Annotated in this window: 15 protein-coding genes and 2 tRNA genes; 11 read left to right on the top strand and 6 right to left on the bottom strand. The window is 55.4% G+C overall.

The genetic code is table 11. From position 1 onward, the window contains the following. Nucleotides 1-58: 58 nt before the first annotated feature. Nucleotides 59-979, bottom strand: coding sequence for a recombination-associated protein RdgC (gene rdgC / locus VCA57_RS22065; RefSeq protein WP_411187670.1), 921 nt, complete (start codon nucleotides 977-979; stop codon nucleotides 59-61). A 266-nt stretch (nucleotides 980-1245) separates the two neighbouring features. Here rdgC and VCA57_RS22060 point away from each other — a divergent pair. The 4 genes from VCA57_RS22060 (at nucleotide 1246) to VCA57_RS22045 (ending at nucleotide 3141) form a co-directional block, all read left to right on the top strand. Beyond that, nucleotides 1246-1321: transfer RNA gene (locus tag VCA57_RS22060), tRNA-Val, on the top strand. Between the two features lie 20 nt (nucleotides 1322-1341). Further along, a tRNA-Asp gene (locus tag VCA57_RS22055) sits at nucleotides 1342-1418 on the top strand. A gap of 189 nt (nucleotides 1419-1607) precedes the next feature. Next, nucleotides 1608-2315 carry an FKBP-type peptidyl-prolyl cis-trans isomerase gene (locus tag VCA57_RS22050; protein ID WP_411187668.1) on the top strand — a complete coding sequence of 236 codons (708 nt, stop codon included), beginning with the start codon at nucleotides 1608-1610 and terminating at the stop codon, nucleotides 2313-2315. A gap of 370 nt (nucleotides 2316-2685) precedes the next feature. Further along, a complete protein-coding gene (locus tag VCA57_RS22045) occupies nucleotides 2686-3141 on the top strand; it encodes a YkvA family protein (protein WP_411187666.1) in 456 nt (151 codons plus the stop codon). Between the two features lie 13 nt (nucleotides 3142-3154). Here the strand turns inward: VCA57_RS22045 and VCA57_RS22040 are convergent, their stop codons facing one another. Continuing rightward, nucleotides 3155-3787 carry a substrate-binding periplasmic protein gene (locus VCA57_RS22040; protein ID WP_411187664.1) on the bottom strand — a complete coding sequence of 211 codons (633 nt, stop codon included), beginning with the start codon at nucleotides 3785-3787 and terminating at the stop codon, nucleotides 3155-3157. Between the two features lie 223 nt (nucleotides 3788-4010). On the opposite strand from VCA57_RS22040, the gene VCA57_RS22035 reads away from it, so the two are divergent. Genes VCA57_RS22035 through VCA57_RS22025 form a run of 3 tightly spaced genes read left to right on the top strand, consistent with a single transcriptional unit; the run spans nucleotide 4011 to nucleotide 5169 of the window. Beyond that, nucleotides 4011-4337 (top strand): helix-turn-helix domain-containing protein, encoded by a 327-nt coding sequence (locus tag VCA57_RS22035; RefSeq protein ID WP_411187662.1) that lies wholly within the window; start codon nucleotides 4011-4013, stop codon nucleotides 4335-4337. Further along, complete coding sequence (locus VCA57_RS22030; protein ID WP_411187660.1) at nucleotides 4334-4699, top strand: hypothetical protein; 366 nt, start codon at nucleotides 4334-4336, stop codon at nucleotides 4697-4699. Before VCA57_RS22035 ends, VCA57_RS22030 begins: the two co-directional genes overlap by 4 nt. Further along, nucleotides 4699-5169, top strand: a complete 471-nt coding sequence (locus VCA57_RS22025) for a sel1 repeat family protein (protein ID WP_411187658.1) — start codon at nucleotides 4699-4701, stop codon at nucleotides 5167-5169. Before VCA57_RS22030 ends, VCA57_RS22025 begins: the two co-directional genes overlap by 1 nt. Nucleotides 5170-5184: 15 nt before the next feature. Here the strand turns inward: VCA57_RS22025 and VCA57_RS22020 are convergent, their stop codons facing one another. Both VCA57_RS22020 and VCA57_RS22015 read right to left on the bottom strand, forming a co-directional pair. Continuing rightward, nucleotides 5185-6945, bottom strand: coding sequence for a bifunctional diguanylate cyclase/phosphodiesterase (locus VCA57_RS22020; RefSeq protein WP_411187656.1), 1761 nt, complete (start codon nucleotides 6943-6945; stop codon nucleotides 5185-5187). 94 nt (nucleotides 6946-7039) lie between these two features. Continuing rightward, entirely contained in the window at nucleotides 7040-9121 is a 2082-nt protein-coding gene (locus VCA57_RS22015) for a carboxy terminal-processing peptidase (protein WP_411187654.1), read from the bottom strand. 128 nt (nucleotides 9122-9249) lie between these two features. Between VCA57_RS22015 and VCA57_RS22010 the strand changes: the two genes are divergently transcribed. The 4 genes from VCA57_RS22010 to VCA57_RS21995 all read left to right on the top strand — a co-directional run bounded on the left by VCA57_RS22010 (nucleotide 9250) and on the right by VCA57_RS21995 (nucleotide 13704). Then, nucleotides 9250-10215, top strand: coding sequence for an NAD(P)H-quinone oxidoreductase (locus VCA57_RS22010; protein ID WP_411187652.1), 966 nt, complete (start codon nucleotides 9250-9252; stop codon nucleotides 10213-10215). A 120-nt stretch (nucleotides 10216-10335) separates the two neighbouring features. Beyond that, a complete protein-coding gene (gene ahpC, locus VCA57_RS22005) occupies nucleotides 10336-10899 on the top strand; it encodes an alkyl hydroperoxide reductase subunit C (protein WP_411187650.1) in 564 nt (187 codons plus the stop codon). 161 nt (nucleotides 10900-11060) lie between these two features. Beyond that, nucleotides 11061-12617, top strand: a complete 1557-nt coding sequence (gene ahpF, locus VCA57_RS22000) for an alkyl hydroperoxide reductase subunit F (protein WP_411187648.1) — start codon at nucleotides 11061-11063, stop codon at nucleotides 12615-12617. Between the two features lie 292 nt (nucleotides 12618-12909). Continuing rightward, nucleotides 12910-13704, top strand: coding sequence for an SDR family NAD(P)-dependent oxidoreductase (locus VCA57_RS21995; RefSeq protein ID WP_411187646.1), 795 nt, complete (start codon nucleotides 12910-12912; stop codon nucleotides 13702-13704). A gap of 75 nt (nucleotides 13705-13779) precedes the next feature. Here the strand turns inward: VCA57_RS21995 and VCA57_RS21990 are convergent, their stop codons facing one another. Then, on the bottom strand, nucleotides 13780-14349 hold the full coding sequence (locus VCA57_RS21990) for a TetR/AcrR family transcriptional regulator (RefSeq protein ID WP_411187644.1): 570 nt from the start codon (nucleotides 14347-14349) through the stop codon (nucleotides 13780-13782). A 117-nt stretch (nucleotides 14350-14466) separates the two neighbouring features. Beyond that, complete coding sequence (locus VCA57_RS21985; RefSeq protein ID WP_411187642.1) at nucleotides 14467-15603, bottom strand: thiolase family protein; 1137 nt, start codon at nucleotides 15601-15603, stop codon at nucleotides 14467-14469. Nucleotides 15604-15659 lie beyond the last annotated feature (56 nt).

Genomic DNA, 15659 nt, shown 5'->3' with positions numbered 1-15659 from the left:
GGTCCTTGGTGGTCTGGAGGAGGGCGGCACACAATGTGGGGCGTGTGCCGCAGGTTTATCAGATACCTTGCGGTATTTCTTCGCCGCCAAGGGCTTCGAATAGGGCGGGGAGGAAGTCGACCAGGGTCAGCATCATCAAGGTGAAGCTGGCATCTTGTTGGCCAAGATCATCATCACCGCCATCCTGTTCTGCTTGATCTTGCAGGAGGTCTTCGAAGCGCAGGCGTTTGACTACCAGTTTGTCGTCCAGCACGAAGGACAGTTTGTCCTGCCAGGCTAGGGAAAGCTGGGTGACCTGCTTGCCTGAAGTCATGTGCAGCTGGATCTCGTCGCTGGTCAGGTCCTGGCGCTTGCAGCGCACTACGCCGCCATCTTCATGGGTGTCGCGCAGTTCGCATTCGTCCAGTACGTGGAAATCTGGTGCGGCCTGTTGGGTTTTGACCCAGTCGGTCAGCGTGGCGCTTGGTGCGATCTTCACGGTCAGTGGGCGTACCGGCAGCGAGCCGATAGCTTCACGCAGGGTTGATAGCAGGTCTTCGGCACGTTTGGCGCTGGAAGCATCGACCAGGATCAGGCCTTGTTTGGGCGCAATGGCGGCAAAGGTGGCGGATTTGCGGATAAAGGCGCGCGGCAGAAAAGTCTGCACAATGTCGTCTTTAAGTTGGTCGCGCTCTTTCTTGTAGACCTTGCGCATTTGCTCGGCTTCGATCTCGTCGACCTTCTCCTTCAAGGCATCGCGTACCACGCTGCCAGGTAGGATGCGTTCTTCTTTGCGCGCGGCAATCAGTAGGAAATCACCGCTGACGTGAACCAGTGGAGCGTCACCACCTTTACCAAATGGGGCGATGAAGCCGTAGGTGCTGAGTTCCTGGCTGGCGCATGAGCGGGCCGGCTTGGCTGTCAGTGCCGTTTCAAGAGCCTCGGCATCAAAAGGGATTTCTTGGGTGAGGCGATAAACCAGTAGGTTACGGAACCACATAAGGCGATAAATCTCCATTAGCAGGCCTGCCAGTAACGGCAGGTAAAACAAGTCGTCATTACCCGAGCTAGTTCGTTGTCGGGTTACTCGACGTTAATAGGAGCGCGTCGCGCGGCGTGCGTTTCATTTGGCCGTGCATTATTCCCTTGCTTGGTGCGTGAGGCCAAGTCTGCGCTAAGCCTTTGCTATATCAATAAAAAAATTTAAAAACAGTGCTTGCCAAGGTCGGGGTCTGTGTCTAGAATGCGCCCCACTTCGAGAGTGAAGGGTGATTAGCTCAGCTGGGAGAGCAGCTGCCTTACAAGCAGCGGGTCGGCGGTTCGATCCCGTCATCACCCACCAACTCGCTTTTGAAGTTACGCGCAGCGGTAGTTCAGTCGGTTAGAATACCGGCCTGTCACGCCGGGGGTCGCGGGTTCGAGTCCCGTCCGCTGCGCCATTTTTTATCCTCGCTTCATCCCCTCTGTGACATCTCCAATCTTTCCGAAAAATCTTATTAAATATTCAGCTAAACGCCTGAACTTATAAGCATTTTCTGTTTCCTATCACGGTAGCCAGTGATCGCGACAGCCTGCTAAGCTCGCGCTTTCACACCATTGCCTTAGGGCGAACCGGACAAGGAACAAGCATGAAACAGCATCGTTTAGCAGCGGCGGTCGCCCTGGTTGGTTTGGTTCTCGCAGGTTGCGACTCGCAAACTAGCAAAGTCACTCTAGAAACTCCTGCGCAGAAAGCTTCTTATGGTATCGGCTTGAACATGGGCAAAAGCCTGGCTCAAGAAGGTATGGATGACCTGGACTCCAATGCGGTCGCTCAGGGCATCGAAGATGCTATTGGCAAGAAAGAGCAACGCCTGAAGGATGAAGAGCTGATCGAGGCTTTTGCTTTCCTGCAAAAGCGTGCTGAAGAGCGCATGGTCACAATGAATGAAGAGTCGGCCAAGGCTGGTAAAAAGTTCCTTGAAGACAATGCTAAGCGTGAAGGCGTAACCACCACTGCTTCTGGGTTGCAGTATGAAGTGGTGACAAAAGCTGATGGCGCGCAACCGAAAGCGACTGACGTGGTGACTGTTCATTACGAAGGTAAATTGACCGACGGCACTGTGTTTGATAGTTCAATTAAGCGTGGTAGCCCGATTGACTTGCCGGTTAGCGGCGTGATTCCTGGTTGGGTTGAAGCCTTGCAGCTGATGCACGTTGGTGAAAAGTACAAGTTGTACATTCCAAGCGAACTGGCTTACGGCGAGCAGAGCCCGACTCCGGCTATCCCAGCCAACTCGGTGCTGGTGTTTGATCTTGAGCTGATCGCGATCAAAGACCAAGCCGCTAAAGAGTAATTACTCTTGATTCAAGCAACGCCCCGTCTCGACGGGGCGTTGTTGTTTCTGTTGGTCAGAATCTGTCGTTTTTGCTTGACTGGGGTGCCTTAAACAGCGTTTGAAATGGCTGTGGTGTTACGGTTATGCACATTTTCCATATTACTTGTCACAGGTTATGGTAGATCATCGGTAAAAACCCTTTGCCATTTTTAAATTGTTGATTTATATGGGTTTTTATTGTGTGGGCAAAAAATGTCCGATCTGTTGCTAGGCCGCGTAGGCTGGGCGTTTGGCAGGGTTATCGAGAATTTGTTCACAAGGTTATCCACAGCTTTGGTGGATAACCTTCGCCAACCCAGCTGGGGTGCGGGATTGCCGGGAGAGGATGATGAAAGCACCGAAAAATTTTGCGCGTTACCAGCTTTTGGCCAAGCGTTTCCTCAAGGCCGGACGGTTACCGACCTTGTTGTTATCTGTCGCTCGAAAGCGTGAAAAACTAGGAAGTGGCTTTGCCGAATTAACCGATCAGCTGAAGTTGCTGCAGGGCCTTTGTCTGGCTTGGTGGCGCGGAGAGTACCGATCCATCGACTCCCGTGCGTTGCTATCGGTAGTGGCGGCCTTGCTGTACTTCGTGACACCACTTGATGCCATACCTGATTGGCTATTTGGCATTGGCTTGATCGATGATCTAGCCGTATTGGCTTGGGTGCTGCGCACTTGGCAGGTTGAGCTGGTGGCATTTCAGCAGTGGCGTGATGCTCAAACACCTGAGGCATTAAAGGTAATTGAGCGTTTGCCCGATGTGGATGAGTCGCACGCAGTTATACAGGGGCGTATTGAGTAGCTGGGTATCAAACTCAGCTTTCGTTAAGCATTTGCTCAATCAGGCCTTTGTCGTGTAGTTCCTGCAGTACTTTATCCAGAAGCTCAGCCTTGATCGGTAATTGCGGGCTGTAGATGCAGTGCATGTCGTAACGATCAATGACCCAGGGATTTATCTGCAGGGCACCATCATTGCTGTTGCGCAGCTGGAAGATAAGCGTTCTGTGCATGTCGATTATCGCGTCCAGGCGCTGCTTTCGTAGCAGGTTCAGCCCAGCGCTTTGATCGCGCAGGTTTTGGCGGATGATTTGTTGCTTGGCAAAAGCATTCATCAATGCACTGTCATACACGTAACCCAGTTGGGTGCCGAGAGTTTTGCCGTATAGATCGTGCAAGCTGTTGATGGTGGAATGTTGACGGTGCAGCAATAGCACGTCTTCTTCGCTATAGAGTGGGGCTGACCAGTGATAACGCTCAGGTTGATCCAGCCATTGCGGGTTGCTGTTACAGATCACGTGAATGCGGCCGCGCTGCATAAACTCATCAATACGTTTGTTTGGTGTTTCCACGAACTCTGCGTTATAGCCAAGCTCTTGGCTGGCCATCTGGCCAAGTTTGTAAATGACGCCGCCGCGTAATTGTTGCTCATGCACATCTACATATGGCATGCCGTCTGCGCTAGAAAATCCCCAGCGTAATGGGGCTGCATTTATTGCCAGGCTACAGGCGGCTGTGAGCAGGACTATCAGGGTGCGCAAGACAGGCTCCTATATTCGACTTGGTGATCTGAGGGTAGTCCAGATCACGCCCTTTGCCGTGCTGGGCTGTTAAGATGGCTGCCTGTTCTGGAGTCGCGAGAGTGATGGAAGTGCTCTGCATGGAGATTTACAGATGAATGTGCAAGTGATCGAGCGCGACGGTGAGCCTGAATATGCGGTATTGCCTTGGGCTCAGTATCAAGCTTTGCTGCAGGCAGCAGGCGCCAAGCCTGTAGCTACTGCCGCCAGAGCCAGTACGCCGAGTGATATGCCTGCTCTCAGTCAACTGGTTAGCCTGCGTGAAGCCAAAGGCCTGACAGCTGAGCAATTGGCACGTAATGTTGGGATCAGCCCTCACTACATGGCTATGATTGAAAGCGGCGAACGGCAGCCGGATGCTGCGATTCAGCGTGCTCTTGCCTGGCACCTAGGCGTTGCCGGCTGGGAGTCACAACCTTGACCGTAAGTATTAGCCGTCAGCACTGGCAGGCGTTGTTGGGAGAGCTTGAGGATGCTCAGCGTCAGCGCCATTTAGTAACCTATCGTGCGTTGATCGAGCGGCTGGCATTGCCCAGTCCAGCCATGCAGACCCTGGCCGCCGCTCTGGAGCATCTGGCGGCCTTGGATGCCCGTGCAGACAGGCCGCTGCGCAGTGCCTTGGTGATCAGTCAGGGAGCCAGTCGTTTACCGCGTACTGGCTTCTTTGAGTGTGTCAGCCGCTTGGGGCGTTTCAATGGTGCCTCAGATGGTATTGCTGCTGCGTCTTGGCATGCGGCCGAGGTTGCGCGAGTGTTTGAGTTCAGTTATCCGGAAGAAGTCTGATGTTTGTCGCGGTGCGTGCTCGCCTTGGCTATCTACTCGCTCGTCGGCTGTTCCATTGGTCATGGCTGGTCAGGCAACCACGTGCTTGGCGTTGGATCGAAGGGCAGTTTGCCCGTATGGCCAACCTGGGCAATTGTCAGGCGCAAAGCTTCTACGGGCATATCCTGCTGTTTCGCGGTCAGGGCCTCGGTGCTCGCAGTGAAGGTAAGCGGCTACTCGGCTTGGCAGCTAAGGCCGGGGATGCCAAGGCCGCCTATCAGTTGGGTGTGTTGAGCTTCGCTGGTGATTCCCAATCCCCTGCGGATGCGAAGCAGGCCATCAGTTGGTGGACCCAGGCCGCGCAGGCTGGGCATCCTGCGGCGGCTTACCGTTTGGCCGAGCTGTATCGAAATGGCGCTTCTGAAGTGCCTGTCGATTTAGCCTTGGCTGAGCATTTTGCTGGACTTACCACTCGTGCCCGTGACGAGTAGCCGGGATTAACCCGGTTACGCTGCCGTTAGGTTTTGCGTATCGATAATGTGCAGGCTGTAGCCAGGTACATTTTTGGCGTGCCGCTTGGCTTCTGAGGCTAGCGCCGCAAGTTGGCTGGCATCCAGTTGCGCACATTGCTCAGGGTGCACATGTACAACGCCCAGCGACAAGGACAGGAGGGCGTATTCCTGGCATTTGCCGCTGCGGTCATGGGCTACAAAACACCCTGCATGTAAGTCTTCTTCCCGATAGAAACGTCGACACTGGCTCTGAAAATCCTCCAGTAGACGATTTAGACGCGAGCGCCAGTCTGAAGAGCAGAGCACCAAGAGAAAGTCATCTCCGCCGATGTGGCCGACAAAATCCCGTGTTGGGTCTACCCGCTCGTTTAGGCACTGCGCCAGGCTCAGCAGTACTTCATCGCCTTTGGCATAGCCGTAGATATCGTTAAACGGCTTGAAGTTGTCGATATCTACATAGCACACCACGGCTTCGCGGCTTTGCTGCAGTAAGCGAGTTAGGCATTGCTGGATGGGTACATTGCCCGGTAGCAGGGTCAGCGGGTTGGCGTAGCGGGCCTTCTGGATTTTCAGTTCAGTGATCAGCTTTAGAACGTCGATGACTCGGCCGAGACCGGTGTAGCGACCGTCCTCAATAATGATGAAGTCCTCTTCGATACGTTGCCGAGCGCGACTGGTGAGCAGACGGCTGACCTGCTGCAGGGACTGGCTTGCTTCAACCGCCAGATAGTCCGTACTCATCAGGCGACTGATAGGTTTGCGCGCGTGCAGTTCGTTGGCAAAGGGCTTGAGTAAAGCTTCGGAAAGGGAGTGACGATGCACAATACCTACGGGCTGTTGGGCCTCGTTAAGGACAGCCAGGGAGTTGAGATTGGCTTGGCTGCGAAACATCTCCAGCACTGCGCTGGTCGGTGTGCTTAAGGCAACTGCTTGCTGCGTGTTGAGTAGGCTACGCAGATCGCTGACATCCTCGGCCAGTGGGCTACTGGTGCTGAAGCTCGGTAGTAGGTTGGCCGCATCGCGTGGCGGCACTTCTTGTGGACGCCCAAGCAGGTAGCCTTGCAGCAGGTCGACGCCCATTTCCGCTAATACGGCCAGCTCTTCAGGTAGTTCGATGCCCTCGGCAATCACTTGGGCGCGAGAGGCTTTGGCCATTTTCAGGATAGATCCAACAAATTCGCGCTTGACTGCATCCTGATGGATACCGTCGATAAAGTGTCGATCAATCTTTACGTAATCAGGGCGCAGTTCTGACCACAGGCGCAGGCTCGAATAGCCTGCACCAAGGTCGTCCAGGGCGATTGAGAAGCCCATAGCGCGGTAGTGGTGCAAGGCGGTATCGAGCAGGGCGAAGTCGTCCGTAGGCGATTGTTCGGTGAGCTCAATAACCACCTGGCTGGGCGGGATACCCAGGGTCTGTAACAGTTGGAGTGTGCGTCCTGGCTGGTGTTTGGGCTCCATCAACGAGTCCGGTGAGACATTGAGGAATAGTTTGCCTTCAAGTTTCAGTTGGCTGAACCGCTGGCAGGCATTTTTGCGGCAGAGCAGTTCCAATTCACTTAAGCGCCCCGCGCTGCGTGCTACAGCAAATAAGTTGATGGGAGAGTGCAGGGCGCTATTGGACGGGCCGCGACTAAGCGCTTCATAGCCAAGGATGCGCCGCTCGGAGAGCGAGATGATTGGCTGAAACAGGCTGTGCAGATCGCTGTTGGCGAGGATGTTGTCCAGCGTACTGAACTGCTCGGTGGCAATCATGTTAGTTCTCAATCGGCATAAAAACGGGGACTGGTATGGCTACCAATCCCCGTATTTCACGACAGTTTGATGACTCTTTGATGACGCTCGAGTTTTACTGTTTAGCCAGTCGTGTATTCAAACCTAGGTAGTCGAGCAGAATGCGACCGCTTTCGGCAAGGAAGGCATCATCTTCCGGTTTGGTCTTCTCATCTTCTGCCGGCAGTGCGTCTTCATCTTCCACCTTGAGTTTGTTCAGCGGTGTTTCACCTTTGGCTTGGCGCCGACTGTTCTCGATGGCCAGTTGTTGGCCTTCGATGTCCGCTTGCTGGGCGCGGCGCTTAGCTTCATTGAGGCTGACGCTCTTTTCTTCCATCAACTTCTGCGACAGTTGCAGGCGTTCACGGGCAAAGGTGAAGTCTGGGTTTTGTGCTGTGCGGCTTTCAAAACGGCTCTGCAGTTCGGCGAGGAACGGCTTGATAGGGTCCAGCTCCGGTTTGATTGCCGGTTTGATGCTATCCCAGGGCATGGCTTCGGGCAGGGCGCTTTCACCAATTTCTTTGGTGTCCATAACGTCCGGGTAACGGATATCTGGAATCACGCCCTGATGCTGGGTGCTCTGCCCGGATACCCGGTAGAACTTGGCCAGGGTCAGCTTCAGTTCACCGTGGTTAAGCGGCTGGATGGTCTGTACGGTGCCTTTGCCGAAGGTTTGGCCGCCGACAATTAGCGCGCGGTGGTAGTCCTGCATGGCGCCGGCAAAAATCTCTGAGGCAGAAGCCGACAGACGATTGACCAGCACGGCCATTGGGCCTTTGTAATAAATGCCGGGGTTTTCATCGGCCAGTACATCGACGCGACCATCGCTGTTGCGCACCAGTACGGTTGGGCCTTTATCGATGAACAGGCCTGTCAGTTCGGTGGCTTCCTGCAGTGAGCCGCCACCGTTATTACGCAGATCGATGACCACACCATCGACTTTTTCTTTTTCCAGCTCAGTCAATAGGCGTTTAACGTCACGGGTGGTGCTCTTGTACTCTGGATCGCCAGCTCTGAATGCTTTGAAATCCAGGTAGAAGGCCGGAATCTCGATCACGCCGAGTTTATAGTCGCGGTTATTTTGGTTGAGGTGGAGGATGGATTTCTTCGCTGCCTGCTCTTCGAGCTTGACCGCTTCGCGGGTGATGGAAACCACCTTGCTGGTTTGGTCGTTCGGCGCATTGCTGGCAGGAATGACCTCCAAGCGTACTTTTGAGCCTTTCGGACCACGAATCAGCTTGACCACTTCATCCAGGCGCCAGCCGATTACGTCGACCACTTCCTTGTCGCCCTGAGCTACACCGATGATCTTGTCAGCAGGGGCGATTTGTTTGCTTTTTTCAGCAGGGCCTGCCGGCACCAGGCGCACGACTTTTACGTATTCATTGTCGTTTTGCAGTACTGCACCAATACCTTCGAGCGATAGGCTCATATTGATGTCGAAGTTTTCCGCGTTGTCCGGCGATAGGTAGGTCGTGTGCGGGTCGTAGGACATGGCAAAGGCATTGATATAAGCCTGGAACACGTCTTCGCCGCGGGTCTGCTTGAGCCGTGAAAGCTGATTGTTGTAGCGCTTGGTCAGCAGTTCCTGGATAGCCTTGGGTTCCTTGCCGGCGATTTTCAGGCGCAGGACTTCATCTTTTACGCGCTTGCGCCAGAGGTCGTCCAACTCGGCAAGATTCTTAGCCCAAGGGGCGTTCTCGCGGTCGATGAGTAGGCTCTCATCGGTGCTGAAGTCCATCTTGTCGATGCCTTTTTCGAGCATGTTCAAGGCGAATTGCAGACGGCTTTGCAAGCGTTCCAGGTGACGCCTGTAAATGGCAAAGCCCGGTTGCAGGTCGCCATTTTTTAGCAAGTCGTCAAAACGTGTACGCCATTGATCGAACTCGGCAATGTCCGATGCGATGAAGTAGCTGCGCGAGGGATCAAGCATCTTCAGGTAGCCCTGATAGATCTTTTCCGAGCGCTCATCATCTAACGGCGGCTTGTTGTAATGGTGACGCTTTAACAGTTCCACGACGTTGAGGCTGGCGATAACCTGTTCCCGATCGGGCTGCAGGTATTCCCAGGAATCGTCACTGGTAGTTTTCGCCGCAAGCGGCAGAGCACTTATGGCAAACGAAAAGGCTAGGGTGACGCTGAGTAGGGTTCGCTTCATGCTGATTCGACGTGTGGGCAGTTGATAACGCATATTAGGCCGTCTTTAAGGGCGCCAGGTTCCATCGGCGCAATGCAAAAGCCCGGCGATCATTGCCGGGCTCGGTTCAAATGCACTATGGAGGCAGCGTGAAGGCATTGCAAGGCGTTGAAGGTCGTGTGGAATGGGCTGAACACCCAACACCGACCTGTGATGTAGGTGAAATTCGCATTCGTGTCGCGGCAGCTGGGCTGAACCGCGCCGATTTGTTGCAGCGTGCAGGGCTTTATCCGCCGCCACCAGGCACTACTGAGGTGCTAGGCCTGGAGTGTGCCGGGGTTGTCAGTGAAGTGGGCGCAGGCTGCGATTGGCAGATCGGTGATCGGGTTTGCGCGTTGCTAGGTGGCGGCGGTATGGCTGAGGAAGTAGTGGTCGATGCCCGACATGCTTTGCCTATACCCGATGGCGTGACCATGCACGAGGCAGCTGTATTGCCCGAAGTGTATGCCACGGCCTGGCTCAACCTGTTTCAGTTAGCCGGCTTGAAGCCTGGGCAGAAGGTGCTGCTGCATGCCGGCGCCAGTGGCGTGGGTTCTGCGGCCATTCAGCTCTGCAAGGCCTTTGGCAGCCCGGTTTGGGTCAGCGTTGGTTCGTCGGATCGGCTGGCTTATTGCGAAAGCCTGGGCGCTCAGGGCGGTGTGCTACGCGGTGAAGAGCAGTTGCAGGCATTACATGATTTTGCTCCGTTCGATGTGATCCTTGACCCGGTCGGCGGCAGTTATGCCGCACTTAACCTGAATTTGCTGGCTCTGGATGGCCGCTGGGTGAACATTGGCTTGCTCGGTGGGCGCAAGGCTGAGATCGATCTGGCCTTGCTACTTGGCAAGCGTATTCACTTGATCGGCTCAACCTTGCGTACCCGTGACGGGTTGTTCAAAGCCCAGTTACTGCAAGATGTGCGGCAGCATGTTTGGCCGCTGTTTGCCGAGGGGCGTTTGCGCCCGCAACTACAGCGTAGTTTTGCCGTCAAAGATGCCGAGTTGGCGTTTGCCGAGCTGGCAGGTAATGGCGTCAACGGAAAACTGGTGCTGGTGATAGATCCAACACTGGCGTGAGATGGTGTTTCGATTGTCTTAGTCAATCGATGCCATGGCGGCAATTAATAAGCTTTTTTCGTTGAAGGCGCTAAAATGCGCCCCGTAGACAAAATTCTTAACCCTCAGAAGGAATCAGAGATGTCCCTCATTAACACTCAAGTTCAACCGTTCAAGGTCAACGCTTTCCACAACGGTAAATTCATTGAAGTTACCGAGCAGTCCCTGATGGGCAAATGGTCGGTTCTGATCTTTATGCCGGCTGCTTTCACTTTCAACTGCCCAACTGAGATCGAAGACGCAGCTAACAACTACGCTGAGTTCCAGAAGGCCGGTACTGAGGTTTACATCGTCACTACCGATACCCACTTCTCGCACAAGGTATGGCACGAGACGTCTCCTGCTGTTGGTAAGGCTCAGTTCCCGTTGATCGGTGACCCGACTCACCAACTGACCAATGCCTTCGGTGTGCATATCCAGGAAGAAGGTCTTGCGCTGCGCGGTACTTTCCTGATCAACCCGGAAGGCGTGATCAAGACCGTTGAAATCCACTCCAACGAAATTGCTCGTGACGTATCGGAAACCCTGCGCAAGCTGAAAGCGGCTCAGTACACCGCTGCTCACCCAGGCGAAGTCTGCCCAGCTAAGTGGAAAGAAGGCGAAAAAACTCTGGCTCCTTCGCTGGATCTGGTTGGCAAGATCTAAAACGCTTTTCAGCGCTGCTCGCTTCGGCAGGCAGTCGCTGAGCCGTTTTAATCTGCTTTGCGCTTTAGGGCTGTAACCCAGCCTCTTTAGTGCCCGAACGCCCGGGCGCAATCCGTCCGGGCGTTTTTGTTCCTGAATTTTGTCAAAGGGATACCTGAATCATGTTGGACGCCACGCTTAAAGCCCAATTGAAGGCCTATCTGGAAAAGGTCACTCAACCGTTCGAGATTGTCGCGTCCATCGATGACAGCGAAAAATCCCGTGAACTGAGTGCTTTGTTACATGACATCGTCAGCCTGACTGACAAGATCACGTTGCGTGAAGATGGCAGCGACAGCCGTGTGCCGTCCTTTGCGCTGAACCGCCCCGGTGCGGACATCGGCCTGACTTTTGCCGGTATTCCGATGGGCCACGAGTTCACCTCGCTGGTGTTAGCGTTGCTGCAGGTGGGCGGTCATCCGTCCAAGTTGGATGCCGAGACCATTGAGCAGATCAAAAGCATCGAAGGCAAGTTCGAGTTCGAGACCTACTTCTCGCTGTCCTGCCAGAACTGCCCTGATGTGGTTCAGGCGCTTAACCTGATGGCCGTGCTCAACCCGAATATTCGCAACGTCTCGATTGACGGCGCGTTGTTCCAGGACGAGGTCGAGCGTCGCCAGGTTATGGCCGTGCCGAGCATCTACCTGAATGGTGAAATATTTGCCTCCGGCCGCATGGACGTGAAGGAAATCCTTGCCAAAATCGACACCGGTGCAGCCAGCCGTGACGCCGAGAAAATGAGCAGCAAAGAAGCTTTCGATGTGCTGGTTATCGGCGGTGGCCCCGCCGGTGCTGCGGCCGCTATCTACGCTGCGCGTAAAGGCATCCGTACCGGTGTCGCGGCCGAGCGTTTCGGCGGCCAGGTGCTGGATACTATGTCCATCGAAAACTTCATCTCGGTACAGGAAACCGAAGGCCCGAAACTGGCTCGCGCCTTGGAAGAGCACGTTAAGCAGTACGAAGTCGATATCATGAATCTGCAGCGTGCCAGCGCGCTTATCCCGGCTGCCAGCGAAGGCGGCCTGCATGAAGTGAAGTTCGAGAGCGGTGCCAGCCTCAAGGCCAAAACCGTGATTCTGTCCACCGGCGCACGCTGGAGAGAGATGAACGTGCCGGGCGAGAAGGAATACCGCAACAAGGGCGTGGCTTACTGCCCGCACTGCGACGGTCCGCTGTTCAAGGGCAAGCGCGTAGCGGTAGTCGGCGGCGGCAACTCCGGTGTGGAAGCGGCCATCGACCTGGCCGGGATTGTTGCTCAGGTCACTCTGCTGGAGTTCGACAGTAAGCTACGTGCCGATGCGGTGTTGCAGAAGAAGCTGTACAGCCTACCGAACGTCAACGTGATCACCAGTGCCCTGACCAGCGAAGTGAAAGGCGATGGCCAGAAAGTGAGTGGCCTGGTCTACAAGGATCGCAACTCCGATGAGTTCGTCTCGGTAGAACTGGAAGGTATTTTCGTACAGATCGGCCTGTTGCCGAACTCTGAGTGGCTTAAAGGCTCGGTAGAGTTGTCGAACCGTGGCGAAATCATTGTCGATGCCCGTGGCGAAACCTCGCTGCCTGGCATCTTCGCCGCCGGTGACGTGACCACCGTGCCGTACAAGCAGATCGTCATCGCGGTGGGTGAGGGGGCCAAGGCATCGCTGAGTGCCTTTGATCACCTGATCCGTACGACCTAATCGCGCAGGCCAGCAGACTGGCCTGAGTTACGGGCGTTAAACGAAGCGGGCAACCTGCAAAGGTTGTCCGCTTTTTTGTGCTCTGTTGACCCTAGCGATCAGCTTCTTGCCCATTGCTGTGCGTTTTTTGAACTGAATTTTGGTGAATTTTCCGCCTGGCGCATGGTAAGGCAGAGCCTTAAAATTTTTTATTATGGTCGACATATGATATTTATATTGTGGTCGTAATATTATTCGCCGCGCTATACCTCCCGACAGCCCAGCGTCCCACACCCCCCCCAGGAGATACGTAATGAGCACAGAAAATGAGAAAGGCACTGCACTGATTACTGGCGCTTCATCAGGCATTGGTGCCACCTATGCCGAGCGCCTGGCACAGCGGGGCTATGACCTGCTGCTGGTTGCTCGCGATTTACCGCGCTTGCAGGCCCTCTCTGTGCGTTTGACCGAGCAATACGGGGTAAAGGCTGACGTTATGAAAGCCGACCTGACCGATAAGGCTGACCTGCAGGCTGTAACCCAACGCCTGCGCACTGACAACGCCATCAGCCTGTTGGTCAACAATGCTGGCATGGCCATGAATGGCCAACTAGCCGAGGCCGATCTCAATACCGTGGATCGGATGATCTTGCTCAATGTTGTCTCACTGACTCATCTGTCCACTGCTGCTGCCGCCAACTTCACGGCTGCTCGGCGCGGCGCAATTATCAACATTGCATCGGTGGTGGCTCTGGCCCCGGAAATGTTCAATGCCGTGTATAGCGCCACCAAGGCTTATGTGCTGAGCCTAACCCAGACGCTCAGCAGCGAGGTCAAGGCGCAGGGTGTGCAAGTGCAGGCTGTATTACCCGGCATCACCCGCACCGAGATCTGGGAGCGTAGCGGCATGGATGACTCGGCATTACCGCCGAGCATGATCATGGACGTGGGCGAGATGGTCGATGCGGCGCTGGCCGGTTTCGACCAAGGCGAACTGATTACCATCCCATCGCTGCCGGACGCTGCCGATTGGCGGGCGTTTACCGACGCTCGCGGCAAGCTCGGGCCGAACCTTTCGCACAGCAGTGCAGCCGCTCGCTATAAGTAAATCACTGACTGCAACGAAAAAGCCCTGAGAGGTAACGCTCAGGGCTTTTGCTTTGGGTTACTTGGATGTTGTGGCTCAGGGTTTTGTCACCGCATCGCCAGTGTTCTGCTCGATCAGCAGGCGGCGGGTGGTTTTCAGCAGGCGGTCGGAAAGTTCTGCGTCGCTGACGCTGCGTGACAGAAGCAGGGCACCGACCATGGCGCTAAGAATCAACACGCTCTGGTCATCGGCATGTTCACTGCCAAGGCCAGTCTCGATGGTTTTTAGACGCTCACGAACCATCTCATCAGTAGTCGGACTTGGTGAGCCGCGTTGGCCAAGTTCGGCGGACATGGTCGGCAGTGGGCAGCCTTCGCCGGGATTAGCACGGTGGGCGGACGACAGGTAAGCGCTGATAAGTTTTGCCAATGGCTTATCGCCGCTGCTGATTTCAGCGTTGAGTTTTTCTACGCTGTGACGCAGCGCGGTCTCCACCAGTTGGTCTTTCGATTTGAAGTGAGCGTAGAAGCCGCCATGGGTCAGCCCGAGGGTTTTCATTAGCGGTTGCAGGCCTGTCGCACCTACACCGGCACTGCGGAACAGGCGCGCAGCTTCTTCGATGATGCGTTGGTGAGTCTGGGCTTTATGGTCTTCAGAGTAACGCATGCACTACCTGGCTGCTGGTTTCAAATGTTGGGTGCCATGTTACTCGCTTCGTCTTGGGCTTTCAGCGCCAGATGCATAGGTGCACCTGGCGGCGAAACTCATGACGACGTGAGCCTGTTAGTTATCGACGGCTTCCAGCAAAGTCGCCACACCCTGGCCGCCGGCGATGCATTGCGTTGCGATGGCATAACGGCGGCCAGTGCGCTGCAGCAGACTGGCCGCCTTGCCAGTGATTCGCGCACCGGTAGCGCCAAGTGGGTGGCCGAGAGCCAATGCACCGCCATCAAGGTTGACCCGGGCCATGTCCAGACCCAACTCGCGTACGCAGGCAATCGACTGGCTGGCAAAGGCTTCGTTGATCTCCAGCAGATCAATATCTTCGATACGCAGCCCGGCACGCTGTAGCACTTTACGTGTTGCCACAACGGGGCCCATGCCCATGATTTCTGGGGCGCAGCCCCCCACGGCCACCGCTTTGATGCGCGCAAATATGTTCAACCCGTGGCGGCGGGCAAAGCTTTCGCTGCATACCAACACTGCCGCGCTGCCGTCTGTCAGAGGGGAAGCCGTACCGGCTGTCACCGTACCGCCGAAGGCTGGCTTGAGTTGCGACAGGGCCTCAAGGTTGGTGCCAGGGCGGATACAACCATCGCTATCAATCGAGCCTTCTGGGGTGGTGATGGCAATAATTTCGTCGTTCAACAGGCCGTTATCACGGGCGAAACTGGCTTTGGCATGGGAGTGAACGGCCATGGTGTCTTGGTCGTTGCGGCTGACCGTGAATCGCTCGGCCACTTGCTCGGCGGTATGTCCCATGCTCATGTAAACCTGCGGGAAGCTCTCGAGTAGGGTGGGGTTGGGGGAAAGATTGAAGCCGCCCATCGGTACACGCGTCATCGACTCGACACCGGCGCAGATAAAAGCCTCGCCGGCCCCGAGCATGATCTGCCCGGCGGCAAAGTGCACCGCTGTCATGGACGAACCGCAGAAACGATTAACCGTGGCCCCGCCGAGGGTCTCCGGAAATCCTGCGCGAAAGCTGGCAATCCGGGCGATGTTCATGCCTTGCTCGGCTTCTGGATAGGCACAACCCATGATCACGTCTTCAATTTCCGCTGGGTCTAGATTGAGTTTGTCTACCAGGCCCCTTAACGTTTGCGCGGCCAGATCATCCGGGCGAATGTTGACCAGGGCGCCTTTCTTGGCGAAGTGGAAAGGTGAGCGAGCAAAACCGGCGATAACAATGGATTGCATGGCGGTGTTCCTACGGATCAAGTAAATGGGCGATGTATGAGGCCTGCTAGGGCAGG

The sequence above is a fragment of the Pseudomonas sp. genome, from assembly GCF_046581935.1.
In the GTDB taxonomy this organism is placed as follows: Bacteria; Pseudomonadota; Gammaproteobacteria; order Pseudomonadales; family Pseudomonadaceae; genus Aquipseudomonas.
Note: the sequence above shows the minus strand (reverse complement) of the source record. Positions and strands in the feature narration are given on the sequence as shown.

Coding starts and splice junctions, on each gene's coding strand:
- rdgC (WP_411187670.1), bottom strand. CDS start 979: ATGTGGTTCCGTAACCTACTGGTTTATCGCCTCACCCAAGAAATCCCT.
- VCA57_RS22050 (WP_411187668.1), top strand. CDS start 1,608: ATGAAACAGCATCGTTTAGCAGCGGCGGTCGCCCTGGTTGGTTTGGTT.
- VCA57_RS22045 (WP_411187666.1), top strand. CDS start 2,686: ATGAAAGCACCGAAAAATTTTGCGCGTTACCAGCTTTTGGCCAAGCGT.
- VCA57_RS22040 (WP_411187664.1), bottom strand. CDS start 3,787: ATGCCATATGTAGATGTGCATGAGCAACAATTACGCGGCGGCGTCATT.
- VCA57_RS22035 (WP_411187662.1), top strand. CDS start 4,011: ATGAATGTGCAAGTGATCGAGCGCGACGGTGAGCCTGAATATGCGGTA.
- VCA57_RS22025 (WP_411187658.1), top strand. CDS start 4,699: ATGTTTGTCGCGGTGCGTGCTCGCCTTGGCTATCTACTCGCTCGTCGG.
- VCA57_RS22020 (WP_411187656.1), bottom strand. CDS start 6,945: ATGATTGCCACCGAGCAGTTCAGTACGCTGGACAACATCCTCGCCAAC.
- VCA57_RS22015 (WP_411187654.1), bottom strand. CDS start 9,121: ATGAAGCGAACCCTACTCAGCGTCACCCTAGCCTTTTCGTTTGCCATA.
- ahpC (WP_411187650.1), top strand. CDS start 10,336: ATGTCCCTCATTAACACTCAAGTTCAACCGTTCAAGGTCAACGCTTTC.
- ahpF (WP_411187648.1), top strand. CDS start 11,061: ATGTTGGACGCCACGCTTAAAGCCCAATTGAAGGCCTATCTGGAAAAG.
- VCA57_RS21995 (WP_411187646.1), top strand. CDS start 12,910: ATGAGCACAGAAAATGAGAAAGGCACTGCACTGATTACTGGCGCTTCA.
- VCA57_RS21990 (WP_411187644.1), bottom strand. CDS start 14,349: ATGCGTTACTCTGAAGACCATAAAGCCCAGACTCACCAACGCATCATC.
- VCA57_RS21985 (WP_411187642.1), bottom strand. CDS start 15,603: ATGCAATCCATTGTTATCGCCGGTTTTGCTCGCTCACCTTTCCACTTC.